The organism is Segeticoccus sp. (assembly GCF_035708005.1).
Genome location: NZ_DASSTI010000150.1, coordinates 1 through 25,727, shown reverse-complemented (window position 1 = coordinate 25,727; position 25,727 = coordinate 1). Strand labels below are relative to the sequence as shown.

Sequence of the window (25,727 nt, the reverse complement as noted above, 5' to 3'; positions counted from 1 at the left end):
CGTCACGGGCGGGTCAGGCGAAGGCGCGCGTAGACGGCCAGGCCGAGGGCGGGCCACAGCAGCGACTGCACCGTGAGCAGGGGCAGGCCGGCGAGCAGGACGCCGTGGTGTGCGTCGCGCATCCAGGTGAGGAGCGGGACGCCGAGCCAGCGGATTCCCGACATGCTGATGAGCAGCATGACCAGGTAACCGAGGATCAGGGTCATGCTCGACACCGCGGGGGAGGCGATGATCGGGCGGCTCGTCAGCGCTCCGAGCGCCACACCCGCGATCACCGACAGCAGGTGCAGGCACGCGCCGGCGGCGAGCACGGCCGGGCCCGGGGCGGCCGACAGCCGCAGGACCAGCGTGGTCATGGCGACGGCGGCCAGCACGAGGTCGTACGCCCCGGCGGCCAGCAGTCCGCCGGCCACCTCTGACCGGCCGACGGCCGTACGAGAGATCATCCGCTGCTCGTCCGGCTCGCTGTCGAGAAGCCCGCGGGCGGCCCAGGCGAACACCGGGACGAGGATGGCGGCCGAGTCGGCCGCCGCCCCCAGTTCGGCGCCCGGGGGGACCGGCGTCGCGTAGAGGATCGCCAGCAGCGGGAGCAGCCCGATGAGGGGCTGGACGGCCCTGTGGGAGCGCGCGTAGGCGGCGAGCCGGAACCGGACCAGGGCGATCATCGGCCCACCGCCGTACGGACCGTCCGGACGTCGTGGCCTTCGGCCCGCAGGCGCTCGGCCAGGTCGGCGGCCTTCGACGCGGCCACGCGGACCTCGAGCACCGTGGCCGGCTCGGCGGCGTCGAGCAGGTCGTCCGGGGGCTCCTCGACGACGGGGACCTCGCGGACGGCCCCGTCGCGCACCTCGTGCCGCCGCCTTCCTGGCAGCGCGCGCAGGTCGCCCTGGTGGTCGCTGACGACGACGATGCCGCCCCCGGCCGCCACCTCGCCGATGACGCGCGGCAGCTCGGCCCGGGTGGCCGTGTCCAGGCCGGCGAAGGGCTCGTCGAGGACGAGCAGCCCCGGCCGGCACAGCAGCGCCTGGGCGAGGCCCACCTTGTGGGCGCTGCCCTTGGACAGGTCCGGCAGCCGCCGGTCGAGCAGGTGATCCATGCCGAGCCGTTCCGCCCATTCCCCCACGGATCGCGGATCGACGCGGCGGACGGCCGCCATGTGCCGGAGATAGGCGGCGACGGTGAACGGCTGCCCCGCCGGGAAGCGTTCCGGGGCGTATCCGACCACGGCCGGCCGATCCTCGATCACGCCCCTGACGGGTCTGAGCAGTCCCGCGAGCAGGCGCAGGAGAGTGGACTTGCCCGTGCCGTTGATCCCGGTGATCTCGACGACGTCTCCGCCGCCGAGGTTCAGCTCCACCCCGGACAGCACCCATGGATCCCGCCGCCCGTAGCGGAACGAGAGGTTGGCGACCCGCATGTTCACAGGAGCCTATAACCACATTTCCCCATCCGTCGGGTATTCCGATGGTCGCGGTGACCGTGATCATGGCGACACGGCGCGCGTTGAGCGAGAAGATCGGTGACGACACGTTCTCCACGCCGCTCGAGAACCTGGACGGAACGCGCTCCATCGCCCTGGGAGGCGACATGCTGATCGACCTGACGGTGCCGATGGCGACCGGGATGCCGGTCTACCCCGGGGATCCCGAGGTGGCGGTCGAACCGGCGCTGACGGTCGCGGCCGAGGGGGTCAACGTCCTGCGTCTGCACCTCGGGTCGCAGTCGGGCACCCACGTGGACGCGCCGTACCACATCGACGACGCCCTGCCCACGCTGGCGGACCTGCCCCTCGACCGGTTCGTCGGCCCGGCGGTCGTCGCCGACGTGCGGGGCCTGCCGCCGCGTGCGCCGATCACGCCGGAGGCGCTGGCGCCGGCGCTGGCGTCGGCGGGTTCGCGTCCGGGGACGATCCTGCTGATCGCCACCGGCTGGGCGGCCCACTGGGGGGACGAGCACTATCTGGCGCACCCGTGGCTCACCGCGGAGGCGGCCGAGCTGATCGTACGGTCGGGGACCATGACGGTCGGGATCGACGCGCTGAGCGTGGATCCCACCCCGGCCGGTGAGATTCCCGCCCACCGCGTCCTGTGCGGGGCGCACGCCGTCATCGCGGAGAACCTGCGCGGCCTCGACGACCTCCTGGCCGCCCAGACCGCGGGCCACGAGATCGAGGTCTTCCTGCTGCCGCTCCGGCTCGGCTCGGCCGACGGCGCCCCCATCCGCGCCGTCGCCCGCGTCACCGCCGAGGCCCCGTAGGGCCACCGAAGGAGAACCGGCTCACGGCGAGGCCGCGGTCTCCGCTCCGCCGGAGGCGCGGCGGACGACCAGGTCGATCCAGCGGTCGGCCATGCGGCCCCAAATCGTGCGCAGGGCGGGCTCGGCAGCGGCGATCTCGGTGAGCATGGCGTGAACGTCCAGACCCAGTTCGGCCAATTTGCCGGAATCGTCCCGGGCCCACGGCTCGACGGACTCCACCAGCACCTCGGGATGGAACTGCACGCCCCAGGCCGCCGGGCCAAGCCGGAACGCCTGGTTGGGGAAGTCGGGGCAGCACAGCAGCGGAACGGCCCCGGGCGGCAGCTCGGTGATCTCGTCGTAGTGCCACTGGACGGCCGGCGCTCCGTCGGGCAGGCCGGCGAACAGCGCGTCCTGCGCTGCGGCCGGCCGGGCCGTCAACGGGAACAGGCCGATCTGGGGAGCGGAGGCCCTGGCCACGGCGCCGCCGCAGGCGTGGGCGAGCAGCTGCCCGCCCAGGCACACGCCGAGCGTGGGGACCTCGGCGCGTACGGCCCGGCGGAGCAGATCGGCCACCGAGGGCAGCCAGGGCGCCCTGTCCACGTCGCCCACGCCGGGGACGCCGCCGAGGACTAGAAGGCCGTCGATCCCCTCAAGGGAGCGTGGGAGCGGGTCGCCCCGCCACGGCTGGCGCAGATCCGGCCTGACCCCGGCCGCCGCGATTCGCGTGCCGATGAGTCCGGGGCCGGCGCCGTCCTCGTGCTGGACGATGAGGATCACGGGAGTGTTCACGGACGGTACGCCTCACTGATCGGCTTCGGGGAACCCGGCCTGACGGGTGCCCCAGGAGCTGCGGGGAACCCGATCTAACGGGTGCCCCAGGAGTAGGTCTGCTTGTGCAGTTTCAGGTAGACGAACGTCTCGGTCGCCCGCACGCTGCCGATAGCCCTGATCTTGCCGAGGATCTCCAGCAGGTGGCTGTCCCCCTCACAGACCACCTCGACGATGAGGTCCACCGAGCCGGCCGTCAGCACCACATAGTTGATCTCCTTTATCGAGGAGAGCTCCTCGGCGACGGCGTCCAGGTCGCCCTCGCACTTGATGCCGATCATCGCCTGCCGGGGGAAGCCGAGCGACAGGGGATCGGTGACCGCGACGATCTGCATCACACCGAGGTCGAGCAGCCGCTGCACCCGCTGGCGTACCGCGGCCTCCGACAGCCCCACGGCCTTGCCTATCGCGGCGTACGGCTTGCGCCCGTCGGTCTGAAGCTGCTCGATGATCTGCTTGGAGATCTCGTCGAGCATCACTGGCCCGCCCTTGCCGGGCGTGCGTACCTTGGACGGATTGGTCATCCTCGGGGGGGTGTCCTCTCTGGGGGATGGAGTGGGACGGGAGACGGGCTGTCACCGGTGTGACCTCGTGTTACAGGGTAGTTCCCGACGTCGTGTGATCAGGCTCCGACAGGTTGTCAACCCTGCTGCTCATGGCAATCGAATTCGTAGCGATTTGGTATCTTAGCCACGGATTCCCTTGTAGTTGTCTGTTTTCTCTGTCAGAGTCGCGACAACTCCAGCCACCGCAACAGGAGGTCAATGTTGACCACCCGTCTCCAGAACTTCGTGAACGGGAAGTTCGTCGACGCCGTGAGCGGGCGCTTCTCCGACGTGGTCGACCCTACGACGGGCGAGGTCTACGCCCAGGCACCGGTGTCGGGCCGAGAGGACGTCGACGCGGCCTACGCCGCCGCCACCGCCGCCTTCGAGACGTGGGGCCAGACGACGCCGGGTGAGCGGTCCGCGCTGCTGCTGAAGATCGCCGACGCGATCGAGGCGCGGGCCGACGAGATCAATGAGGCGGAGTGCCGTAACACCGGCAAGCCTCGGGCCCGGATGGCCGAGGACGAGACGCCGGTCGGCGCCGACCACTTCCGGTTCTTCGCCGGGGCGGCCCGCACCCTTGAGGGCCCGACCGCCGGAGAGTTCCTCGCCGACCACACGTCCATGATCCGGCACGAGCCGATCGGCGTCATCGGTCAGGTCACGCCGTGGAACTACCCGATGATGATGGCGGTCTGGAAGATCGCTCCCGCGCTCGCGGCCGGCAACACGATCGTGCTCAAGCCGTCCGACACCACTCCCGCCTCCACGCTCAAGCTCGCCGAGATCGTCGGCGACATCCTCCCGGCGGGCGTCTTCAACGTCGTCACCGGGGACCGCGAGACCGGTGCGCTGGTCGTCGGCCACCCGAGCGCCGACATGGTCGCGATCACGGGCTCGGTCGGCGCGGGCATGGCGGTCGCCAGGTCGGCGGCCGACGATCTCAAGCGCGTCCACCTGGAGCTCGGCGGCAAGGCGCCGGTCGTGGTGTTCGATGACGTCAAGGACATCGGGGCCGTGGCGGCGGCGATCGCCGAGGCCGGTCTCTATAACGCCGGCCAGGACTGCACCGCCGGCTGCCGGGTGCTCGTCCAGGAGAGCATCCACGACGAGCTCGCCGCCGCGCTCGCCGAGGCGGCGGCCGCGACCAAGGTGGGCGGCCTGGACGACGAGGACGCCTACTTCGGCCCGCTCAACAACGCCGCCCAGCTCGCCAGGGTGGAGGGATTCTTCGCGCGCAAGCCCGACCACGCGAAGGTCCTGACCGGCGGCCACCGGATCGGCGAGAAGGGGTTCTTCTTCGCGCCGACCGTCGTCGACGGCCTCCGCCAGGACGACGAGATGATCCAGGACGAGATCTTCGGCCCGGTCATCACGATCCAGACGTTCACCGACGAGGCGGACGCGCTGGCCAAGGCGAACGGCGTGCGGTACGGACTGTCCGGCTCGGTGTGGACCTCCGACCACGGCCGGGCCATGCGCATGTCCAAGCGGCTGGACTTCGGCGTGGTGTGGGTCAACGCCCACCTCCCGTTCGTGTCCGAGATGCCGCACGGCGGCTTCAAGCACTCCGGTTACGGAAAGGACCTTTCGGTCTTCGGACTGCATGACTACACGCGCGTCAAGCACGTCATGCACTACATCGGCGAATAGGCCACGTTCGGCCGTACGGCCTATCGACAAAGAGGAATAAGCCTGGAATGACAGACATCCAGGCGGGCACGGGGGCGGTCGTCGCGGCCGCCCCCGTATCAGCCGACGTGCCCGCCATCGAACTCGACAGCGTCGTCAAGGAGTACGTGTCACACGGAGAGGTCGTTCAGGCCGTGAAGGGCGTCAGCCTCTCCATCGCCGAAGGCGAGTTCTTCTCCCTCCTCGGTCCGTCCGGCTGCGGCAAGACCACGACGATGCGGATGATCGCCGGGTTCGAGGAGCCCACCCGGGGGAGCGTCCGGCTGCGCGGCGAGGACGTGACCAACGTGCCGCCGAACCGGCGCGACGTGAACATGGTCTTCCAGTCGTACGCGCTGTTCCCGCACATGAGCGTGTGGGAGAACGTGGCCTTCGGGCTCAAGCGCAAGAAGGTCCCCGCCGACGAGATCAAGCGCCGCGTCGGCGACATCCTGGAAGTGGTGGACCTGGTCGGCCGGGAGAAGCGCCGTCCCAGGGAGATGTCCGGCGGCCAGCAGCAGCGCGTCGCGCTCGCCCGCGCGCTGGTCAACCGGCCCCGGGCGCTGCTCCTCGACGAGCCGCTCGGCGCGCTCGACCTGAAGCTGCGCCAGGCCATGCAGATCGAGCTCAAGCGCATCCAGCGCGACGTGGGCATCACGTTCGTCTACGTCACCCACGACCAGAGCGAGGCGCTCACGATGAGCGACCGCATCGCCGTGATGAACGACGGGCTCGTGGAGCAGCTGGCCGACCCGCGCGAGATCTATGAGAGGCCGGCGACCAAGTTCGTCGCGGGGTTCATCGGCACCTCCAACCTGCTCAGCGGCACGGTACGGCAGGTGACCGGCGCGACGGCGGTGCTCTCGTTCGGAGCCGGCGACCAGATCATGGTCCCGGCCGACGGCACGGCGGGCGTGGGCGACACGGTGGACCTCACCGTACGGCCCGAGAAGATCACGATCTCGACGGAGCAGCCGGCGGGCGATCTGAGCATCGTGCGCGGCACGGTGGCGGAGGTCGTGTACCTCGGGACCTACAACAGCTACACGGTCGTGCTCGCCGACGGAGCCGACATCACCGTGTTCCAGCAGAACGCGCACGACAGCACCATCACGGCCGGGCGAGGCGACACGGTCTGGCTCTCCTGGCAGCCCCGGCACTCCTACGCGCTGAGGTGACCACACCGATCACCGCGCGGTTCCCCAGAGCAGGCACAGCAACTCCCCCGGAGCGCAACCCCATGAACGACCCCTCCAGGCAGGATCTCGCCTTCCTCCGCGGCATGACCGGACGGCGCCTCGGCCGCCGCGACGCCCTGCGCCTGAGCGGCCTGTCTGCCGCCGGGCTCGCCCTCGCCGCGTGCGGTGTGCAGGGCAAGAGCGTGGCGCAGCCGACCTCCTCGGCTCAGGTGGAGTCCGAGGTGGACAAGTACTGGTCAGGCAAGACGAAGAACGGCCACGTCGACTTCGTCAACTGGCCGCTCTACATGGATCCCAAGCTGCCCGAGCTCAAGGAGTTCACCGAGCGGACCGGGATCACGGTGAACTACAAGGAGGCCATCCAGGAGACCACGAGCTGGTACGCCAAGATCCAGCCGCAGCTCGCCGCCGGGCAGTCCATCGGCTACGACGTGATGATCGTCACCAACAGCGTCCAGCTCACCCAGCTGATCAAGCTGGGTTACCTGGTGCCGCTGGATCACGCTCAGCTGCCCAACTTCGCCAAGAACGTCGGCGAGCGGTACAAGAGCCAGTCCTTCGACCCGGGCAACGTGTTCACCGTCCCGTACGCCTCCGGGATGACCGGCATCGCGTACAACCCGAAGTACGTGGACACGCCGCCGACGAGCTACTCCGCACTCTGGGATCCCAAGTACAAGGGCAAGGTCGGCATGATGGCCGACTCGCAGGAGATCGCGAACTTCGCGATGTTCCTGCTCGGCATCGACCCGGCCAAGTCCACGCAGGCCGACTGGGAGAAGGCGGCCGAGAAGCTCAAGGAGCAGCGCGACTCCGGGATCGTCCGGAAATATTACGACCAGTCGTACATCGATCCGCTGGCCAAGGGCGACATCTGGATCACCCAGGCGTGGTCGGGCGACATCTTCCAGAAGAACCTCTCCGACGGCACCGACCTGAAGTTCGTGATCCCGGACGAGGGCGCCACCATCTGGACCGACAACTTCATGATCCCGAAGACGGCCGTCAACCCGGTCGACGCGATCATGATGATCGACTTCTTCTACGAGCCCGCCATCGCGGCGAGCCTGGCCGAGTACATCAACTACGTGACCCCGGTGCCCGCTGCCAAGGACATCATCGTCGAGAAGGCCGCGAAGGCGACCGGGGAGGACAAGAAGACGCTCGACATGATCGCCGGCAGCCCGCTGGTGTTCCCGAGCGAGGACGACTACGCCAAGCTGCGAACCTATGTGACCTTCGCCAACAGTGAGGAGCACAAGAAGTTCGAGAGCGTCTTCCAGCCCATCACCACCTCATGAGCAGGCGGCTCAGGACGGCGCTCACGCCGTACGCGCTGATCTTTCCCGGCGGCATCTGGCTCGCGATCTTCTTCGTCGTCCCGATGGTGGTCATGCTGTCGCTCTCGCTGCAGTCGGGCAGCGTGGAGGACGGCTATGCCTTCACCTGGAACTGGCACTCCTATGTCGACGGGCTGACGAACTACCACGACCAGATCATCCGTTCGGTGATCTACGGGCTGTCCTCGACCGTGATCCAGATCGTCATCGGCTTCCCGGTGGCGTACTGGATCGCGTTCAAGGGCGGCAGGCGCAAGTCGGTCTACCTGTTCCTGCTGCTGCTGCCCTTCCTGGTGTCGTTCGTGCTGCGGACGATCTCCTGGCAGTTCCTGCTGTCGGACAACGGCATGCTGCTCGGCCCGCTCAAGGGCATCGGGCTGCTGCCGGAGGACTTCCGGGTGCTGGCCACGCCGTACGCCGTGATCGGCGGCCTCGCGTACAACTTCCTGCCGTTCATGGTGCTGCCGATGTACGTGGCGCTCGAACGGATCGACCCGCGGGTCCTGGAGGCGGCGCAGGACCTGTACGCGAGCCGGTTCCAGACGTTCCTGCGCGTGGTGCTGCCGCTGTCGCTGCCCGGTGTGTTCGCCGGTGTGCTCATGACGTTCGTGCCGGCCACGTCGGACTACGTCAACGCCTCGGTGCTCGGCGGGACGAACACCACGATGATCGGCAACGTCATCCAGAACCAGTACCTGATCACCCAGGACTATCCGACGGCCTCGGCGCTGTCGTTCACGCTCATGGCGCTGCTGCTGGTCGGCATCTTCGCCTACGCCAGGGCGCTGGGCACCGAGGACGTGCTGGAGGTGGCGGCCCGATGAGCCTGCGAGGCCGTGCGGCCGGACGCAGACCGCTGCTGGGCGGTCGCGGGCTGCAGATCTTCACCTGGCTGGTGATCGCCTGGCTGCTCCTGCCGATCGCCGTGATGATCCTGTTCGGGTTCAACGACACCCAGGGCCGCTACAACACCGCCTGGCAGGGTTTCACGCTCAAGTGGTACGGCAAGCTGTTCGAGATCGGCGACCTGACCGAGGCGCTGGTGAACTCGCTGCTCATCGCGCTGCTGACGATGGTCGTCGCCGGCGTGCTCGGCTCGCTCATCGGGCTGGCGCTGGGCCGCTACCGCTTCCGCGGGTCCGGTACGACGAACGTCGTCATGTTCGCCGCCATCGCCTGTGCCGAGATCGTGATGGGCGCCTCGCTGCTGTCGCTGTTCGTCACGCTCGCCGTGCCGCTGGGGTTCTGGACGATCATGATCTCGCACGTGATGTTCTCGATCTCGTTCGTCGCGGTGACGGTCCGGGCCCGGGTGATGACGCTGGACCGCTCGCTCGAGGAGGCGGCCAGGGACCTCGGCGCGGGCACCTGGACCACGTTCCGCCTGGTCACCCTGCCAATGATCTTCCCGGGTGTGCTGGCCGGGTCGATGCTGGCCTTCGCGCTGTCCATCGACGACTTCGTGATCACCAACTTCACCGCAGGCGGGACGGTGACGTTCCCGCTGTGGATCTGGGGCTCCACGCGGGTGGGCATTCCGCCCCAGGTCAACATCATGGGCACGCTGATCTTCGCGGGTGGCGTGCTGATCGCCGTGGTCAACGCCCTGATGGCCCGCCGTCGCGGCTGATTCCGCGGTTCGAATCGCTGTAGGGAAGTGAAATGTGTGGATCCGCTGAAGGCACTCGCTGACGCGGAGCGCAAGCCGTACTGGCTCGACCGGCCGATCGCGCCGGAGCCGCTGCCCCCGCTCAGGGGCGGGACGACCTGCGATCTGGCCGTGGTCGGGGGTGGCTTCTCCGGCCTGTGGGCGGCGCTGCTGGCCAAGGAGCGGGAGCCGTCGCTCGACGTGGTCCTGCTGGAGGGCCGTCGGATCGGGTGGGCCGCCTCCGGCCGCAACGGCGGCTTCTGCGCCGCCAGCATCACCCACGGTCTGGGCAACGGGCTGCGGCGCTGGCCCGAGGAGATCGCCACGCTGGAGCGGCTCGGGCGGCGGAATCTGGCCGAGATCGAGGCGACGGTCACGAGGTACGGCATCGACTGCTCGTTCGAGCGCACCGGCGAGCTGCACGTCGCCACCGAGGAGTGGCAGCTCGCCGACCTGGAGGAGGAGGCGCGGGCCGCCGCGTCGCTCGGCCTGCGGCTGGACCGGCTCGACCGGGAGCAGACGCGGGCCGAGGTGGACTCCCCGACATACCTCGGCGGCCTGTGGGACCGGGACGGGACCGCCATGGTCGACCCGGCGCGGCTGGCCTGGGGACTGAGAGACGCCTGCCTGCGGCTCGGTGTTCGGATCTTCGAGCACACGCCGGTCAGGTCGGTGCGCGACGGTGGGAGGCCGCTGGAGCTCGACACCCCCGGGGGCAGGGTCAGGGCCCGGCGGGTGGCGCTCGGCACCGGCGTCTTCCCGCCGTTGCTGCGCAGGCTCGGGCACTTCCTCGTGCCCGTGTACGACTACGCGCTGATGACCGAGCCGCTGCCGCCCGCACGGCTGGCCGAGATCGGCTGGCGGAACCGGCAGGGCGTCGGCGACTCCGCCAACCAGTTCCACTACTACCGGCTGACCGACGACAACCGGATCCTGTGGGGCGGCTACGACGCGATCTACCACAACGGCGGCCTGATCAAAGCGTCCCACGACCAGCGGGACGCCACGTTCGAGAAGCTCGCCAGGCACTTCTACGAGACGTTCCCGCAGCTCGAAGGGGTGCGCTTCACCCACCGCTGGGGCGGGGTCATCGACACCTGCAGCCGGTTCAGCGCCTTCTTCGGCACCGCGTACGGCTCCCGCCTCGCCTATGCGGTGGGCTACACGGGGCTGGGCGTCGGCGCCACCCGGTTCGGCGCCAACGTGATGCTCGACCTGCTCGGCGGCCCGGATCTGGGCGGCCCGGGCTTCGGCGGCGGGGAGACCGAGCGGACCCGGCTGCGCATGGTCAGGGAGAAGCCGCTGCCGTTCCCGCCCGAGCCGTTCAGGTCGGGCGTCGTCCAGCTCACCCGCTGGTCGATGGCCCGGGCCGACGCCCGCCGGGGCCGGCGCAACGCCTGGCTGCGCCTGCTCGACGCGATGGGCCTCGGCTTCGACTCCTGATCCCTCCACCCCAGTTACCGTGATCTTGTAATTGCTCGCAGATGAGTGCATTGAGCTGGGACGATACGTGCCGTGATCTTGCAGAAACTCGCACATACCTCACTTGACCTGGGTAAATGTCACCCGTGATCTTGCACTGCAAGATCACGGGCGCCGAAGCCGCAGGTGGGGTGCGATGCCTGCGAGTTTCTGCAAGATCACGAATGGAGTATGTGCAGGTCAAGGGTAATGTCTGCGAGTTTTCGCAAGATCACGCCCAGGGAGGGGGGAGGATCACCGCGTGCCGGTCAGCCAGCGCAGGGGGTTCTCGCTGGTGATCAGGTGAAGGGTGTCGTCGTCGACTCCGGCGGCGGTCAGGGCGGGGACGAGCGTGTCGAACAGCCGGCCGTACCCGTGCCCGCCGTAGGCGGCGACGTGCTCCTGGCGCTCCACCCCGCTGCTGAGGAGCACCTGTTCGGTGTGGCCGGCGTCCAGGAGGGCGAGGGCGTGCTCGGCCTCACGGACGCTGACGTAGGCCCCGGTTTCGGCGATCTTACGCTGCGTGGGGGCGTCCGCGCCGCGAACGCTCAGGCGGTGCGCGGGTACGCCGTTGGAGAGCAGGAGCTCGAGCAGGTGGAGGCCTCCGGCGGCCACCGGGAGATCGGTGTGCAGCGAGGCTCGCGCCGCCGCGATCACCGCCCGCTCCTCGGCGGGAGTCGGGGTCTCGCCCCAGGACGCCGCCACGATCAGACCGGGACGCGTCCCGGTCCCGTCGAGCCCGGCGCCGATCTCCCGCAGCAGGTCGCCGGTGAGCTCGTCCGCGTCGCGGTGCCGGATCAGTCCGCCGGAGAACGGCTCGGCCGCGAAGCCCGTCGATGTCACGATGTGGACCCGGGTGTCCATCGCGACGCGGGCCAGCGCGGCCGGATCCCGCGCCATGCCCAGGCAGGTGTGCTCGACGATCAGGGCGAGGCCGTGCTCCCGCCCGATCACCCTGATCTCGGGGATGATGTGGCGTTCCTCGTCCAGCCAGCGGCGCGGATCGGAGTCCACGCCGATGCCCCAGCGGGTGTCGGTGCGCATATGCTCGTGGGGCAGCACCGGTCCGTTCAGCTCCGAGACGGGAACCGCGCCGGTGACGGTCTGGATGCGGGGGAACGAGGCGCCGGACATGCCCGGACATTACCTGATTTTTGCGTCCAGTGCCCTCTAACCTGCCAATTTGTAACGTTCTGTGGCTGTCTGTCGATCAGCTCAGCGTGGCCGTGGCCAGTTTGGCGCCGAAGCCCAGGAACAGGACGCCCGCTCCCGAGGTCAGACCGGCCGACAGCTTGCGCCGCCGCCGGAAACGATCGGCGAGGAAGGTGCCGCCGAAGATGAGCATCGTCAGATAGGCGAAGCTGAAGACCTGGATGATCAGCGCGAGGATCAGGAACGACAGCGCGGGCGCGGCGTACGTCGGGTCCACGAACTGCACGAAGAACGCCACGAAGAACAGGATCGCCTTGGGGTTGAGCAGGCTGATCGTCAGAGCCCTGCGGAACGGGCTCTTCTGTGGCATGGGCTCCTCGACCGCCTCGACCTCCTGGGGCGCGGCAGGGGAGCGCAGCGACTTCCACGCCGTGCGCACCAGGCCGAAGCCGATCCACGCCAGGTACGCCGCCCCGGCGTACTTGACCACCGAGAACAGCAGCGGCGTCGACTTCAGCAGCGAGGCCACGCCGGCGGCCGAGAGGAACATCAGCACGCTGTCGCCGACGAAGACCCCGCACGCGGCGCGGTAGCCGTACCTGACGCCTCGCCGGGCCGCGGCGGAGAGTACGAACAGCGAGTTGGGGCCGGGCAGCAGGATGATGAGGAACGATCCGACGACGTAGGCCCAGATGTTGGTGATGCCAAAGAACAATGTTGCTCCCACAAAAAATGATGTCTCACCATATAGCCACACCAAGATCTACAGATCGTCCTCGCCCGGTCTGGGGGACATCCGCCGCCGCCCCGGAGCAGGCCGGGTACGGTTCCGACCTCGACCGGATCCACGACCTACGCGGCCTCTGTCGACGTGCGTGGGTGAGAACGCGTCGGAAGGCGTCGAATCGGGTCTTGTCGGGCATGCGGGGCAGAGCTACGATTCGACCGATCTCAATAAGGTTTCCATAAAGAGGCGGCCGCCTACCAGATCAGCGCGACGCACCCGATCGCGCATGCGCACCGGTCGTGCACGGCCACCGGACGCGTGCGGTGCACGCACGCTTCGGCGCCGTCGTGTGCGTCCGGACGGTCATGTCACCCGCAATTTCCGCGCACTCCTTGGGAGCCCGGTGGACGCCGAGACTGCTCACGCGAACCCTCCAGCCGTCCGGGTGCCGGCACGATGGGAGGAGTTCGGCCGATGCCTGCGGCACTGGCGGCGGCGGGCCGGGCTCACCCAGGCGCAGGTCGGCATCCACGTCGGCTACGACCACAGCGCGATCAGCAAGCTGGAGGGCGGGAACCGGGAGCCGTCCCCGCGCCTCGTGCGCCGGCTCGACGACCTGCTGGGCACGGGCGGGGAACTGCAGGCGGCCTACACGGCCGCCGCCCTGCCGGGGCAGGCCGGGATCGGGCCAGCCGGGCTGTCGCCGTCCGATCCGCTCCCCGGGGACGGCAGGGCACTGCTGGCCGACATGGAGATCCTCGAAACGCTGAGCTGGCCGTCGCATCTGCCCAGTTACGGGCTCGCGTGCCCGCTTCACGGCGCCGACGGCTGTGTGGTGCCCGTTCCGGCCGAGGCGCTGTCGAGCTATCTCGCGTCCTGCGCGTTCGACCAGACCTCCCCGCCCCCGCAGAACATCGACGCCGACGCCGTGCACGTGCTGGCCGCGCTCCTGGCGGCGTACTGGCAGGCGGGTGACGAGCGGGCGGCCGCGGTGCTGGTCACGGTGGTCGAGCACGCGCTGCACGCGATCGCACGATGGATGGAGGTGCTCGCCGGGCCGTACCGGCGGGCGCTGCTCAGCCTCGCCGCCGGCTACGGGCAACTGGCCGCCGTGCTGCGGATGCAGCGCGGCCAGCACGGCATGGCGGCGGCCTGGTTCGGCGCGGGCCTGCGCTGGGCCGCGATGGCCGAGGATCTCGAGACGCGGGTGTCCCTCCTCGGGGACATGAGCACGCTCGCGCGGCTCGAGAACGACCCGCAGTCCGCCCTGGCGTACGCGCGGGGCATCCGCGCCGCAGGACCGGGCCGGGAGTGGGTGGCGGCACTGGCCGATCTCTACGAGGCCCGGGGACACGCGCTGGGCGGTGACGCGGCCGAGTGCCATCGGCACATCGCGCACGCCAGGGTGCACCTGGCCCGGTTCGGCGAGCGCGACGAGTTCGAGGCGCCCTGGCTGTGCGGCACCGCCGGTCACCTCCGCGTCGAGGCGAACACCGGCGGCGCGCTGCGCGACATCGCCGCGGTCACGGCCAGCCGGTCGGTGGCCGGCCTGGCGGTCCAGGCGATCGAGAGGTCGCTGCGCCATCTGCCGTCGCACATGCGGCAGACCCGGGTGATGCTCACGCTGCGGCTGGCCGACGGCTACGCCTGCGCGGGCAACGCCGAGGCCGCCCTCGTGGTCGCCGAGCCGGTGCTCGCCGAGGCGGTCGCCATGCCCACCTCCATGATCAGCCAGGAGCTTCGCGGTCTGCGCAACCGGCTGGTGGCCCGCTGGGGCGGCCGGCTCGATGTGCGCGATTTCGCCGCCAGAGTCGGCGGCCCGCCTTTCTGATCTTCGCGGTCGGCGTTCTCCCGCGAGCGGTTCTCCCGCGAGCCGATCTCCCTTTCCACGGACCGATCTCCCTCTCTGCGAGCCGATCTCTCCTGCCGCGCGCCGATGCCCTCCAAGGGGGCGGATCTCCTTCTCCGGGGGCGGATCGGGGGTGCACCGGTTTGTCGATTTCCTTGCCAACCGTGACCCGAAGCGTGTCGCTTCGTCACCATCCGTCACCTGCGTCCCGCAGGACGCGATCGCGCTGCCGTACGGATCGACAGAGTTTGCATGATCCGTACAGATCGTTGACCCGGTCTGTCGGGATTGGGACGGTCTGGTCGCGGCGCTCCTGCCCTGTCCGGGCGAATGAACGACCGGTACAGGTCCCGCGTCGATGTCGCGGTACGGCCATCCGGCCGGCACCGCGTACCCCCACATCGTCTAGCAGCGAGGACAACATGAGAGGTTTCCTCCGAAGACTGGCCCCGTTCGGCATCGCCGCCGCGGCCGTCGCGACCGCGATCCCCATGTCGGTGGCGGCCGCCTCGACGGCGACGGACCCGAGCCCCGACCCCTCCGTCGTCGCCAGGGCCGACCAGGCCATCGCCCAGCATGGCGAGGCGGTGCGCGCCGGCGGCTCGGACAAGTACACCGTGTCGGTCGCCAACGTGGACGGCGACGGCGCGGCGCACGTGCGCTACATCCGGAAGTATCACAACCTGCGGGTCCTCGGCGGCGACTTCGTCGTCCACCTGAACAGGGACGGCGCCTTCGACGGGGCATCGGTGGGTCTCGCGGCGCCGCTCACGCTCGGCGTCACCCCGAAGATCAGCGCCGCGGACGCGGCGGCCAAGGCAAAGGACGCGTTCACGGGGGAGATCGGCGAGATCGCCAAGCCCGAGCTGGTCGTCGACGCCTCCTCCGGGTACGGCAGGCTGGCCTGGGAGACCGTGATCAGCGGCATGGCGGAGGACGGGCAGACCCCGTCGCGGCTACACGTGATCACCGATGCGGTCACCGGGGCCGTCCTGACCTCGTTCGACGAGATCATGCACGTGGACGGCGTCGGCAACTCGATCTACTCGGGCACGGTCACGATCTCCACCTCGGGGTCGAGCGGCTCCTACAGCATGGTCGACGTCGACCGCGGCAACGGCCGTACGTGTGACATGAACAACCGCACCAGCGGCACCTGCACGACGTTCACCGACCCCGACAACACCTGGGGCAACGGCTCCAACAGCAACCGGCAGAGCGCCGGCGTCGACGCGCACTACGGTGCGGCGACCACGTTCGACTACTTCAAGAACGTGCACGGCCGCAACGGCATCTTCGGCAACGGACAGGGCGTGCCGAGCCGGGTCCACTACGGCAGCAACTACGTGAACGCCTTCTGGGACGGCTCCCAGATGACGTACGGCGACGGGTCGGGCAACTCCCGTCCGCTGGTCGCGATCGACGTGGCCGGGCACGAGATGTCCCACGGCGTGACCGAGCGCACCGCCAACCTGACCTACTCCGGGGAGTCCGGCGGCCTCAACGAGGCGACCAGCGACATCTTCGGCACGATGGTCGAGTTCTACTCCAACAACTCCTCCGACCCCGGCGACTACGACATCGGGGAGGAAATCAACATCAACGGCAACGGCACCCCGTTGCGGTACATGTACAACCCCTCACTGGACGGCCGCTCGCACTCGTGCTGGTCGACCAGCACCAACAGCGTCGACGTGCACTACTCCTCCGGCGTCGGCAACCACTTCTTCTTCATGCTCGCCGAGGGCTCCGGCAGCACGCAGTACGGCAACTCGCCCGTGTGCGGCTCGGCCCCCGCGGTGACCGGCATCGGCCGGGACAAGGCCGCGAAGATCTGGTTCCGCGCACTGGCCAACTACTTCACGTCCAGCACCCGCTACGTGAACTCCGGCAACCCCGGCAACACCGCCCGCGCCTACACGCTGCGCGCGGCCACCGACCTGTACGGCAACTGCTCCACGGAGTACAAGACCGTCCAGGCGGCCTGGACCGCGGTCAACGTGTCCGGCAACGACGGCTCCTGCGGGGGCGACCCGAGCCCGAGCCCGAGTCCCAGCCCGACCCCGGGACCCGGCGCCTGCCAGGGGTATGAGACCACCAAGACCGGCACGCTGACCAGCGGATCCAGCGTCTACCAGCCCGACGGCAGCTACTTCTACACCGGCGCCTCCGGCGCGCACCGCGCCTGCCTGGACGGCCCCGCCGGCACCGACTACGACCTTTACCTGCAGAAGTGGTCGGGCTTCTCCTGGGCGACGGTCGCCCAGGGCGCCACCGCGGCCGCAGACGAGACCCTCTCCTACAACGGCACGGCCGGCTACTACCGCTACCGCGTCCATGCCTACAGCGGCTCCGGCGCCTACACCCTCGGATACGACGCGCCCTGATCTTTCAAGGGTGACCGGGCTCGGTCCAGCCACCTGGCTGGGCCGGGCCCCTTCGTGTTCACCGGGAGGATGGCGAGGCCTGACATGCGTGGTCAGAAAAGCATGTGGTTTGGGTCTTGTGTGGCCGCCGCACATGGGGCTACGATCCGATCAACTCTTAGGAAACTTTCCTAAAAGAAAGACGACTCGGAGTCGCAGCATGGCCCTCTCGGACCCGTAACCTCCGTCCGCGTCACGTCACCAGGCGCCCCAGAGCGCCGTACGGCCGGCGCCGTCCTATCCGGCCGCCTCGGTTAGGCGCCGGCCGTACGGATTCCATGACCACCCCCCGAACCCCCAGAAATCACCCTCCCCAACCCCCCGCGTGATCTTGCGATTTCTCGCACGCGGTCGGTCTGGTCAGCGGAAATGCCGCCCGTGATCTTGCAGAATCTCGCGGCCATCTTCCCTGAGCCGGTGAAATGTCCTCCGTGATCTTGCACGCTCTCGACGCACTGCAAGATCACGGAGGGTGAAGGCGCGGCTCATGGCCGTGCTCCCCTGATTTCTGCAAGATCACGATGAGTGTCGGGCCAGGTCATCGACCATGCCTGCGAGATTTCGCAAGATCACGGTGAAAGTGAGACGAATGTGTCCGTGCGAAAGCTGGCGGCGGTAGCCGTACTGGCGCTGGGGGCGACCGGCCTGTGGGCCGGGAGCGCCTCGGCGGCCAATATCGTGGCCAATGCCGGATTCGAGTCCGGCCTCACCGGCTGGACCTGCTCCGCGGCCTCCGGAGCCCAGGCGGTGTCCAGCCCGGTGCACGGTGGGACGAAGGCGCTGTCGGCCACGCCCGCCGGAAGTGATCACGCACGCTGCCAACAGACCATCAGCGTGCGTCCGTCCACGTCGTACACATTGTCGGCCTGGGTCCAGGGCAACTATGTGTTCCTCGGCGCGACCGGCACGGGCACCTCCGACGCGCAGATCTGGGGGTCGCCCGGGTCCACGTGGCGGCAGCTGAGCACCTCGTTCACGACGGGATCCGCGACGACCAGCGTGACGGTCTACGTCAACGGTTGGTACGGCCAGGGCGCCTACTACGCGGACGACATCGTGCTCGACGGCCCCGGGGGCCCAAGCCCCAGCCCCACCCCTACCCCGACTCCCACGCCGACTCCGACTCCGACTCCGACCCCGACGCCCACCCCGACTCCGACGCCGACACCCACGCCGACCCCGACCCCGACGCCGAACACCAAGCGGCTGCTGGTGGGCTATCTGCACGCCTCGTTCGCCAACGGCTCCGGGTACGTGCGGATGGCCGATGTGCCCAACGAATGGGACATCATCGATCTCGCCTTCGGCGAGCCGACGTCGGTCACCTCCGGTGACATCCGGTTCAACCGCTGCCCGGTGGCCGAGTGCCCGAATGTGGAGAGCGACGCGGAGTTCATCGCGGGGATCCGCGCCAAGCAGGCGGCCGGCAAGAAGGTGCTCATCTCCATCGGCGGCCAGAACGGCCAGGTGCAGCTGACCACCACCGCGGCCAGGGACAAGTTCGTCGCGTCCGTCAGCGCGATCATCGATAAGTACGGCCTGGACGGCCTCGACATCGACTTCGAGGGCCACTCCCTGTCGCTGAACAAGGGTGACACCGACTTCAGGAACCCCACCACCCCGGTGGTCGTGAACCTGATCTCCGCTCTCAAGACGCTCAAGGCGAAGTACGGCGCGAACTTCGTGCTGACGATGGCTCCGGAGACGTTCTTCGTCCAGCTCGGCTACCAGTTCTACGGCGCCGGTGCGAACGGTACGGCGGATCCGCGCGCCGGTGCGTACCTACCGGTGATCTACGCGCTGCGCGACGACCTGACGCTGCTGCACGTCCAGGACTACAACTCCGGGCCGATCATGGGCCTCGACGACCAGTACCACACGATGGGCGTGGCCGATTTCCACATCGCCATGACCGACATGCTGCTCACCGGCTTCCCAGTGGCCGGTGGTGCGACCTTCCCCGCGCTCCGTCCCGAGCAGGTGGCGATCGGCCTACCGGCCGCGCCGTGGGCCGGGAACGGCTTCACCACGGTGGCTCAGGTGCAGAACGCGTTCAGCTGCCTGGCGAAGGGGACCGGCTGCGGCTCCTACCGGCCGCACGGCGTCTTCCCCGGCCTACGAGGCCTGATGGCGTGGTCCATCAACTGGGACAAGTACAACGGGTTCGAGTTCTCCCGTAACCATCGGGCGTACCTCAACGGCCTCGGCTGATCCCGAGAAGCCCGATATCACCCCCCATTCCCTTCCTCGAAGGACAGTCATGAGATTAAGCCGCAAGATGACGGCGACTCTCGCCGCGGTGGCGCTGTCGGTGACCGGTCTCGCCGTCACGGCCCCCGTCGCCTACGGCCAGGTGACCGCCGGCGCGAGCACGGCTCTGGCCGCCCCGGCCTGGGCGGCGTGGACCGCCTACAAGACCGGCGACCGGGTGACCTACAACGGCGTCGAGTACGAGTGCATCCAGGGCCACACCTCGCTGCCCGGTTGGGAGCCGTCGAATGTCCCGGCGCTGTGGAAGGTCGCCGGCGGCGGAACCCCCAGCCCCAGCCCGAGCCCGACGCCTCCGGCGGGAGTCCCGGGCAAGCCGGGTACGCCGAGCGTCACCGGGACCACCAACAACTCGATCTCGCTGAGCTGGGGCGCCTCCTCGGGCACCGTCACCGGCTACCGCGTGTACGAGGGCACCGGCGTGGCGGCCACCGCCAGTGGGACCAGCACCACGATCTCCGGCCTCGGCGCCTGCACCACGCACACCTACACCGTCAAGGCGTACAACTCCAACGGCGAGTCCGTGGCGAGCTCGGCGGTCACCGGCACCACGAGCGGCTGCACGGGCGGCGGCGGCAAGATGCCCGGCGCGCCGTACCTCTACACGGGCTGGGGCAACCCGCCCAGCCCGGCCACGGTCATGAACGCCACCGGGATCAAGCAGTTCACCATGGCGTTCATCCTCTCCAGCGGCGGATGCAACCCCGCCTGGGACGGCCAGCGTCCGCTGTTGGGCGGTCAGGACGCGGCGGCGATCTCCCAGATCAAGAACGCCGGCGGCAACGTGCAGATCTCCTTCGGTGGCTGGTCGGGCAACAAGCTCGGCCCGAACTGCTCCACGCCGGCCGCCTTCGCCGACGCGGTGCAGAAGGTCATCGACGCCCACCAGCCGGCCGCGGTGGACTTCGACATCGAGAACACCGATGAGTTCGAGAACACGGTTGTTCAGGACCGCATCCTCAACGCCCTGAAGATCGTCAAGCAGAAGAACCCGAGCGTGAAGGTCGTCGTCACGTTCGGCACCGCCACCAGCGGGCCGACGTACTACGGCACCCGGCTGATCAACCAGGCCAAGGCGCTCGGCGTCGACATCGACAACTACACGATCATGCCGTTCGACTTCGGCGGCGGCGCCGACATGTACGGGAACACGGTCAACGCGGCCGAGGGCCTGAAGAACGCGCTCAAGTCCGCGTGGGGCTGGTCCGACGCGACCGCGTACGCCCACATGGGCATCTCGGGCATGAACGGCCTGTCCGACCAGCGTGAGCTGACCTCGGTGGACACCTGGACCAGGATCCGGGACTACGCCAAGTCGAACGGGCTCGGGAGGCTCGCCTTCTGGTCGGTCAACCGGGACCGTCCCTGCCCCAACGGCGGCGTGGCCGAGAACTGCAGCGGAATCGCCCAGAACGACTGGGACTTCACCAGGGTGACCGCAGGCTTCTGATCTGGAAGCCCGGTTCCGATGACCGGGGCCGGGCGGGCCGGGACGCGTCCCGGCTCCGGCCCGGCCCGTGATCGGGCGGCCGGCACGACAGGAATCACCCCCCGTTACCTGTCGTGCCGGCCGCCGCTTCGCGTGGGGGCCAGCAGGCCGATGAGCATGCCAACGAAGGTCGCCACAGTGAGGGTGATCCAGAGCCGCATCTTCATCGAGGTCTCCCATTTGTTACTGTGAGTGGCCAGAATACCGCGAATAGTGACAGAGTGCGACCGGGGGAGCAGAAATCTTCCATCGAGTCGCCTCCTTCACCGTTTGTGGGGCACGCTTGGCTTCGCCATGCATTACGCAATCCACACAGCCCTCGTTCTGATAGCCGGAGTCGTCGTCGCGGTGGTCGCGGAGCGGAAGGGCTGGAAGCCCTCGCTCGCGGTGACCCTGGCGGTCGGCGTCGGCGTCCGCGCACTGATCCTGGTGATCGCCGCCACGGACGGATGGCAGCCGCCCGACTATGTCGGCAGCTTCAAGCCGGCCGGCGAGGCGATCCTCAACCACCGCGACCCGGTGCTGGAGAGCAACGGCGGGTGGCACTTCCTGCCGACGATCCCCTACATGTACGGCCTGCTGCTCTGGCTGGGCATCCCCTGGGAGGTCACCGGCAGGCTGGTGACCGTGGCCGCCGACATCGTGCTGATCCCGCTGGTCGGCAGGCTGGCCGGAGGCTCAGCCGCACGGCTGCGCGCCTTCCAGTACGCGTGCAACCCGCTGGCGATCCTCGTCGCCTCCGTGCACGGCCAGGTCGAGCCGGTCTCCCTGGTCTTCGCCGTCGCCGCGTACGTCGTGGCCCGCGGGCCCGACGGCTGGCGGCGCCCCGAGCCACTGCCCTGGCTGCGGCCGGGCGAGTTCCTGCGCCGCCTCACACACCCCTTGGAAGCGGACCGCGCTGCCACCGGCCGAGCGGTGTGGGCGGGACTGCTGATGGGGCTCGCGCTGTGCGCCAAGAGCTGGCCGGTGATCCTCGTGCCGGCGTTGCTCATGCTTCTCCCGGGACTGCGCTCCCGCCTGGTCTCGCTGGTCGCGACCGGCGTACCGCCGGTCCTGTTCCTGCTGTCGCTGCCGATCGGCGGCTGGACCAAGTGGAGCGAGCTCGACGACGTGCTCAACGCCATCGGGCTACGGCCGAGCGACGTACGGCCCATCACGGGCGACTGGGGCTGGACGGCCCTGCTGAGCGGGGGAGAGTGGAACCTCGATCCGACTCCCGCGAGGATCGGCCAGTACCTGATCTACGCCTCGCTGGTCGCCTGCCTGATCTGGTGGCGCAAGGCCCACCCGGTCGACGTCACGATCGCGATCCTGCTGGCGTTCATGATCTTCACGCCGCGGCTCGGCGCGCAGTACCTGCTGTGGTTCATGCCGTTCCTGGTCGCCCGGCCCACCCGCTGGGCCTGGCCGGCGATTCTCGGGTGCTGTCTGTGGGCGGCCGTCGGATATCTCGTGCTCACCCAGTTCCCCGGGGAGCAGTGGTACGAACTGCACAAGCCATGGGCGATGAGCTCCATCGTGCTGTTCCCGCTGATCATCGCGGCCCTGCCGTGGAGCCGCAGGCAGGCGGAGGCGGCCGCCGCCTCGCCTGCCCATGCCCAGGTGGGCGAAGAGATCAGGTGACGACCAACTCGCGGCCGACCCCCGGCGAGGACCTGGCGTCAGGGCTTCGCCGGGGGAGGGACGATTTCGGTTCGGGAGCGGGCGGTCCGTTGCCCTGGTTGTCGGCCGGGTCGTCGAGACACCTGCGCGTGCAGGGACCAGGGTTACGAGTTGCTGTCCGTACGGCGGGGACGTACCGGTTCCGCCGGATCGTCACCTAGCGGCCTTCCGGCGGGTCCCGCGGATGCCCTGCGGGGAGCCCACCGACCAGGTTGCCGTCGTCGGCGCGGAGCCGGAAGCCGATGAGCCTCCTGCGGGTGCCCGCCGCGGGGCCCGCTCCTCCTGCTGCGGTGGCGGGCCCCGGCATTTTCTCAACTCCTGGGCGGTCCCAGGGGCGCTTCCGTGCTGTCAACCAAGGTGCAGTCGGCGACAGGACCATCCGACACACCGGCCCAGATGCCCGCGACCACGGGGGTGCCGTCGCCGACGCTGAACTCCAACACCCCGGTCTGACCCGGCTTGATCACCTTCGGGTCGATCGTGAACCCGTCCTCGTACCCTTCGGGGGCCGGGAACACAGACAGGGAGGCCTGCTCCCGCGGCACGAGCTGCTCGCTGCGTGGCTGGGGGCTGCACCGCTTGCCCATGGGGATGTAGTCCACGACCACGTTGACGCCCATGGCCCGCAGGTCCTCTTGGAGCCGCTTGGGGTCCTTGGCCTCGTTGATGGTGATGTGGACCAGCCCGTCGCCCCCTGTGGTCACGGCATAAGCGGGCGTGCCTCCCGTGAGCGAGGGGAAGGCGATCGCTGCGGCCACAGCAGCGCCCAGCGCGGGTGCCAGCACCGCGGGACGGAGCAGCCGCCGTCGCCGCGGCGCGCGTGTGATCTCGGTCATCACGAACTCCTTGAGCAGATGGTGACGGCCCTCAGGAAGATCGCGTTCCGGCCAGCTCATCGGATCTCCTCCTTCTCTGGGCCTCGGTCACCTACTACCTGTCGGCCCCGTGGCGCTGGTTCCCGGTTTTCGCCGTATTCCGCGAGTTTTCTTCGGGCGCGGGACAGCCGGGACCTCACTGTGCCGATCGGGATCCCGAGCGCCTCCGCCGCTTCGGCGTAGTCCAGCCCCGCCCACACGCACAGCGCGAACACGTCCTGTTCCTGGCGGCGCAGCCTGCCGTACGCGAGCCGTACCCTGACGAGGCGTGCCGCGTCCTCGATGCGCCCGACCACCTCGTCGGCGAAGTCCGGAATCACCTCGCCCCGGGGCAGTCTGGCCACCGCGTCTTCGTACCTGCGTGACGTGCGCCGCAGGTTGCGCGTCACGTTGGTGGCGATCCCGAGCAGCCACGGCCGGAGCGACCCGCCCTCGGCGTCGATCCTCCGGCGTAACCGCCACGCCTCCAGAAAGGTCATCGCCACAACGTCCTCGGCGGTGGACCAGTCACCGGTCAGCCGGAAGGCATGGTTGTAGACGCTTCTCGCGCTCTCGTCGAAGAGCCGTTCGAACGCCGCTGGGTCCCCGTCCCGTATCCGGGCACGCATTGACATGTCCACACAAAGGTACTGTCCGCCCGGTTCTCCCGGTTCCCTCCGGTGCTCAAGGCCCGACAGCCGCTCGATCACCGGCGTCGAGCTCCGCGTGCAGGCCGCGAGGTGATCACCGCGGCACGCGCACCGGCTACGTGGTGGTGGTCGGCAAGACCGGGTTCGCGTTGGCCGTGGCGTTCGGTGCGGCCCGTGGCCGCACGTGCGGCGGCAGATGATCACGACGGGCTCGGACATGCTTGTGCCGGATAGACCGGCGCTTTCGAATGGTCATGTGCACAAGTCGTGTTCGTCCATCGCGGGGTGCCGGACCGGCGGCCTACTCTGGTTCCGGTAACGAGCCAGAGAGCAGGGCCGCTGTCCATTTGCTCTTCGGATCGCTGTCGATGAGCAGGGCTCGTACGAGCAGGCTCAGCGGGATCGCCAGCAGAGCGCCCAGCGGCCCCAGGACCCACGCCCAGACGATCAGTGACAGGAACGTCGCGGTTGTGGACAGGCCTACGGCGTCGCCCAGGAACTTCGGCTGGATGAACGACTGGACGACCACGTTGATCGCGAGGTACGCGATGATCACCAGCAGCATGGTCTTCGGTCCGCCCTCGAGCAACCCGAGCAGCGCGGGCGGGATCAGACCGAGGACGAACCCGATGTTCGGAATGTAGTTGGTGATCAGCGCTAGCACTCCCCAGAGCAGCGGCAGGGGCACGCTGAGCGCGTAGAGCGCGGCGACATCGAGCGCCGCGCAGATCAGGCCGAAGAACGTCGAGACGATCAGATAGCGGCGGGTCCGATAGGTGAAGGTCTGGAGCGCCCTGGTCAGGTCGGGCCGCTCGACGGCGGCCGCGTTGACGATCCGGGAGAAGAACGGGGCGTCGAGGCTCATCGCCAGCAGCAGCACCACGATCAGGAAGAGGCTGGACAGCACGCTCATCACGCTGCTCAGCAGACCCTGGGCGACCTCGATCACCTTGCCCGCGTCGAGCGAGGACAGCACCTGGTTGAGCTGCTCGCTGCCGTAGCCGAGGCCGGCGGCCCAGTGCCGGAGGTCCGTCACCATCGTGTTGAACTGCGTGGCATAGGTGGGCGCGAGGAGGGCCAGCTGCGCGGCGGCGAGGCTGAGGATCGCCACGATGCCGAGCAGGACCAGCAGCACGATGGCGAGTGGGATGGCGATCTGCATCCAGGTGGGGGCGCGATGCCGAGACAGCCAGTTGCGCACCGGTGACACGGCGATCACCAGGGTCAGCGCCAGAACGACGGGCCCGAGGATCGACCCGACCGCCTGAATCCCGGCCAATGTGACCACGGCGGCGGCCGTTCCGAGCAGCACGACCAGGGCGCGTGGGAATCCCTGTTGAATCACCCATCGTTTCTACCGTCTCCAAAAGATCCCGCAAGTCCCCCTGGAGGGTCGTGTCCCGCCGGTTTCCGCCACATCCCCGGCCGGACCGCGTGGTCGGCCGCGGTTGGTGTCCAGCTCTGGTAATCTTGTCGAGCCGGGTGATCCGGCGGATCCCTCTCCCGGTCGTTTCGACGGGGTGTGGTTCGCCCGGGTATGGTCTCGGTGCCTCCTCTTTCTTCCGGATCTTGGGTCCGCTGCGGTTTGCGTGGCGGGGTCGGGCCGGGTAAGTTAGAGGGGTTGCCCCGGAAGGGGTGGTCGGAATTCCCGCCGGGTGGCGGGGGTGATGTCAAGTGGCTGGGCCGGGTTGCCGGTGGGGCTGGTTTGACAGGAACC

At 69.0% G+C, this 25,727-nt stretch carries 21 protein-coding genes; 12 read left to right on the top strand and 9 right to left on the bottom strand.

Annotation, left to right across the window (positions count from 1 at the left end):
* Positions 1-2: 2 nt before the first annotated feature.
* Together VFL99_RS14485 and VFL99_RS14480 are read right to left on the bottom strand one after the other, a co-directional pair.
* A complete protein-coding gene (locus VFL99_RS14485; RefSeq protein WP_055479657.1) occupies positions 3-665 on the bottom strand; it encodes a hypothetical protein in 663 nt (220 codons plus the stop codon).
* Positions 662-1,417, bottom strand: a complete 756-nt coding sequence (locus VFL99_RS14480) for an ABC transporter ATP-binding protein (RefSeq protein ID WP_055479747.1) — start codon at positions 1,415-1,417, stop codon at positions 662-664. Before VFL99_RS14480 ends, VFL99_RS14485 begins: the two co-directional genes overlap by 4 nt.
* Before the next feature lie 47 nt (positions 1,418-1,464).
* On the opposite strand from VFL99_RS14480, the gene VFL99_RS14475 reads away from it, so the two are divergent.
* The gene (locus tag VFL99_RS14475; RefSeq protein ID WP_325107068.1) at positions 1,465-2,256 is read left to right on the top strand and encodes a cyclase family protein; all 792 of its coding nucleotides are present in this window, start codon (positions 1,465-1,467) and stop codon (positions 2,254-2,256) included.
* A gap of 21 nt (positions 2,257-2,277) precedes the next feature.
* Here the strand turns inward: VFL99_RS14475 and VFL99_RS14470 are convergent, their stop codons facing one another.
* On the bottom strand, positions 2,278-3,027 hold the full coding sequence (locus VFL99_RS14470; protein ID WP_325107067.1) for a type 1 glutamine amidotransferase: 750 nt from the start codon (positions 3,025-3,027) through the stop codon (positions 2,278-2,280).
* Positions 3,028-3,101: 74 nt separating this feature from the next.
* Complete coding sequence (locus VFL99_RS14465) at positions 3,102-3,590, bottom strand: Lrp/AsnC family transcriptional regulator (protein WP_062414781.1); 489 nt, start codon at positions 3,588-3,590, stop codon at positions 3,102-3,104.
* A gap of 240 nt (positions 3,591-3,830) precedes the next feature.
* Here VFL99_RS14465 and VFL99_RS14460 point away from each other — a divergent pair, with 240 nt between their 5' ends.
* The 6 genes from VFL99_RS14460 (at position 3,831) to VFL99_RS14435 (ending at position 10,915) form a co-directional block, all read left to right on the top strand.
* Positions 3,831-5,267: a gamma-aminobutyraldehyde dehydrogenase gene (locus VFL99_RS14460; RefSeq protein ID WP_055479660.1), complete on the top strand. Its 1,437-nt coding sequence runs from the start codon at positions 3,831-3,833 to the stop codon at positions 5,265-5,267.
* Between the two features lie 47 nt (positions 5,268-5,314).
* Positions 5,315-6,463: an ABC transporter ATP-binding protein gene (locus VFL99_RS14455; RefSeq protein ID WP_055479661.1), complete on the top strand. Its 1,149-nt coding sequence runs from the start codon at positions 5,315-5,317 to the stop codon at positions 6,461-6,463.
* Positions 6,464-6,525: 62 nt separating this feature from the next.
* On the top strand, positions 6,526-7,785 hold the full coding sequence (locus VFL99_RS14450) for a polyamine ABC transporter substrate-binding protein (protein ID WP_055479662.1): 1,260 nt from the start codon (positions 6,526-6,528) through the stop codon (positions 7,783-7,785).
* Complete coding sequence (locus VFL99_RS14445) at positions 7,782-8,648, top strand: ABC transporter permease (protein WP_055479663.1); 867 nt, start codon at positions 7,782-7,784, stop codon at positions 8,646-8,648. The genes VFL99_RS14450 and VFL99_RS14445 overlap by 4 nt, the downstream gene beginning before the upstream one ends.
* Positions 8,645-9,454, top strand: coding sequence for an ABC transporter permease (locus VFL99_RS14440; RefSeq protein ID WP_055479664.1), 810 nt, complete (start codon positions 8,645-8,647; stop codon positions 9,452-9,454). Before VFL99_RS14445 ends, VFL99_RS14440 begins: the two co-directional genes overlap by 4 nt.
* A 36-nt stretch (positions 9,455-9,490) precedes the next feature.
* Entirely contained in the window at positions 9,491-10,915 is a 1,425-nt protein-coding gene (locus VFL99_RS14435) for an NAD(P)/FAD-dependent oxidoreductase (RefSeq protein ID WP_325107066.1), read from the top strand.
* 273 nt (positions 10,916-11,188) lie between these two features.
* On the opposite strand, the gene VFL99_RS14430 is transcribed toward VFL99_RS14435, so the two are convergent.
* Together VFL99_RS14430 and leuE are read right to left on the bottom strand one after the other, a co-directional pair.
* Complete coding sequence (locus tag VFL99_RS14430) at positions 11,189-12,067, bottom strand: phosphotriesterase family protein (RefSeq protein ID WP_055479666.1); 879 nt, start codon at positions 12,065-12,067, stop codon at positions 11,189-11,191.
* A gap of 76 nt (positions 12,068-12,143) precedes the next feature.
* Positions 12,144-12,800: a leucine efflux protein LeuE gene (gene leuE, locus VFL99_RS14425; protein ID WP_055479667.1), complete on the bottom strand. Its 657-nt coding sequence runs from the start codon at positions 12,798-12,800 to the stop codon at positions 12,144-12,146.
* Between the two features lie 457 nt (positions 12,801-13,257).
* Here leuE and VFL99_RS14420 point away from each other — a divergent pair, with 457 nt between their 5' ends.
* The 5 genes from VFL99_RS14420 (at position 13,258) to VFL99_RS14400 (ending at position 22,467) form a co-directional block, all read left to right on the top strand.
* Positions 13,258-14,643 carry a helix-turn-helix domain-containing protein gene (locus VFL99_RS14420; protein ID WP_055479668.1) on the top strand — a complete coding sequence of 462 codons (1,386 nt, stop codon included), beginning with the start codon at positions 13,258-13,260 and terminating at the stop codon, positions 14,641-14,643.
* A gap of 440 nt (positions 14,644-15,083) precedes the next feature.
* Entirely contained in the window at positions 15,084-17,048 is a 1,965-nt protein-coding gene (locus VFL99_RS14415; RefSeq protein ID WP_200926454.1) for a M4 family metallopeptidase, read from the top strand.
* Positions 17,049-17,678: 630 nt separating this feature from the next.
* Positions 17,679-19,298, top strand: a complete 1,620-nt coding sequence (locus VFL99_RS14410; RefSeq protein ID WP_325107065.1) for a chitinase — start codon at positions 17,679-17,681, stop codon at positions 19,296-19,298.
* Between the two features lie 67 nt (positions 19,299-19,365).
* Positions 19,366-20,805: a carbohydrate-binding protein gene (locus VFL99_RS14405; protein WP_325107064.1), complete on the top strand. Its 1,440-nt coding sequence runs from the start codon at positions 19,366-19,368 to the stop codon at positions 20,803-20,805.
* Positions 20,806-21,192: 387 nt separating this feature from the next.
* Positions 21,193-22,467 (top strand): hypothetical protein, encoded by a 1,275-nt coding sequence (locus VFL99_RS14400; RefSeq protein ID WP_325107063.1) that lies wholly within the window; start codon positions 21,193-21,195, stop codon positions 22,465-22,467.
* A 350-nt stretch (positions 22,468-22,817) separates the two neighbouring features.
* Here the strand turns inward: VFL99_RS14400 and VFL99_RS14395 are convergent, their stop codons facing one another.
* The 3 genes from VFL99_RS14395 to VFL99_RS14385 all read right to left on the bottom strand — a co-directional run bounded on the left by VFL99_RS14395 (position 22,818) and on the right by VFL99_RS14385 (position 25,355).
* Positions 22,818-23,342 carry a hypothetical protein gene (locus VFL99_RS14395; RefSeq protein ID WP_325107062.1) on the bottom strand — a complete coding sequence of 175 codons (525 nt, stop codon included), beginning with the start codon at positions 23,340-23,342 and terminating at the stop codon, positions 22,818-22,820.
* 56 nt (positions 23,343-23,398) lie between these two features.
* Positions 23,399-24,070, bottom strand: coding sequence for an RNA polymerase sigma factor (locus VFL99_RS14390; protein ID WP_325107061.1), 672 nt, complete (start codon positions 24,068-24,070; stop codon positions 23,399-23,401).
* A gap of 241 nt (positions 24,071-24,311) precedes the next feature.
* Positions 24,312-25,355, bottom strand: coding sequence for an AI-2E family transporter (locus VFL99_RS14385; RefSeq protein WP_325107060.1), 1,044 nt, complete (start codon positions 25,353-25,355; stop codon positions 24,312-24,314).
* Positions 25,356-25,727 lie beyond the last annotated feature (372 nt).

What these genes read in the sequence shown, in the direction of transcription:
- VFL99_RS14445 (WP_055479663.1), top strand. Translation starts at nt 7,782, where the DNA reads ATGAGCAGGCGGCTCAGGACGGCGCTCACGCCGTACGCGCTGATCTTT.
- VFL99_RS14455 (WP_055479661.1), top strand. Translation starts at nt 5,315, where the DNA reads ATGACAGACATCCAGGCGGGCACGGGGGCGGTCGTCGCGGCCGCCCCC.
- VFL99_RS14485 (WP_055479657.1), bottom strand. Translation starts at nt 665, where the DNA reads ATGATCGCCCTGGTCCGGTTCCGGCTCGCCGCCTACGCGCGCTCCCAC.
- VFL99_RS14395 (WP_325107062.1), bottom strand. Translation starts at nt 23,342, where the DNA reads ATGACCGAGATCACACGCGCGCCGCGGCGACGGCGGCTGCTCCGTCCC.
- VFL99_RS14460 (WP_055479660.1), top strand. Translation starts at nt 3,831, where the DNA reads ATGTTGACCACCCGTCTCCAGAACTTCGTGAACGGGAAGTTCGTCGAC.
- VFL99_RS14430 (WP_055479666.1), bottom strand. Translation starts at nt 12,067, where the DNA reads ATGTCCGGCGCCTCGTTCCCCCGCATCCAGACCGTCACCGGCGCGGTT.
- VFL99_RS14475 (WP_325107068.1), top strand. Translation starts at nt 1,465, where the DNA reads ATGGTCGCGGTGACCGTGATCATGGCGACACGGCGCGCGTTGAGCGAG.
- VFL99_RS14415 (WP_200926454.1), top strand. Translation starts at nt 15,084, where the DNA reads ATGAGAGGTTTCCTCCGAAGACTGGCCCCGTTCGGCATCGCCGCCGCG.
- VFL99_RS14480 (WP_055479747.1), bottom strand. Translation starts at nt 1,417, where the DNA reads ATGCGGGTCGCCAACCTCTCGTTCCGCTACGGGCGGCGGGATCCATGG.
- VFL99_RS14465 (WP_062414781.1), bottom strand. Translation starts at nt 3,590, where the DNA reads ATGACCAATCCGTCCAAGGTACGCACGCCCGGCAAGGGCGGGCCAGTG.
- VFL99_RS14440 (WP_055479664.1), top strand. Translation starts at nt 8,645, where the DNA reads ATGAGCCTGCGAGGCCGTGCGGCCGGACGCAGACCGCTGCTGGGCGGT.
- VFL99_RS14450 (WP_055479662.1), top strand. Translation starts at nt 6,526, where the DNA reads ATGAACGACCCCTCCAGGCAGGATCTCGCCTTCCTCCGCGGCATGACC.
- VFL99_RS14405 (WP_325107064.1), top strand. Translation starts at nt 19,366, where the DNA reads ATGACGGCGACTCTCGCCGCGGTGGCGCTGTCGGTGACCGGTCTCGCC.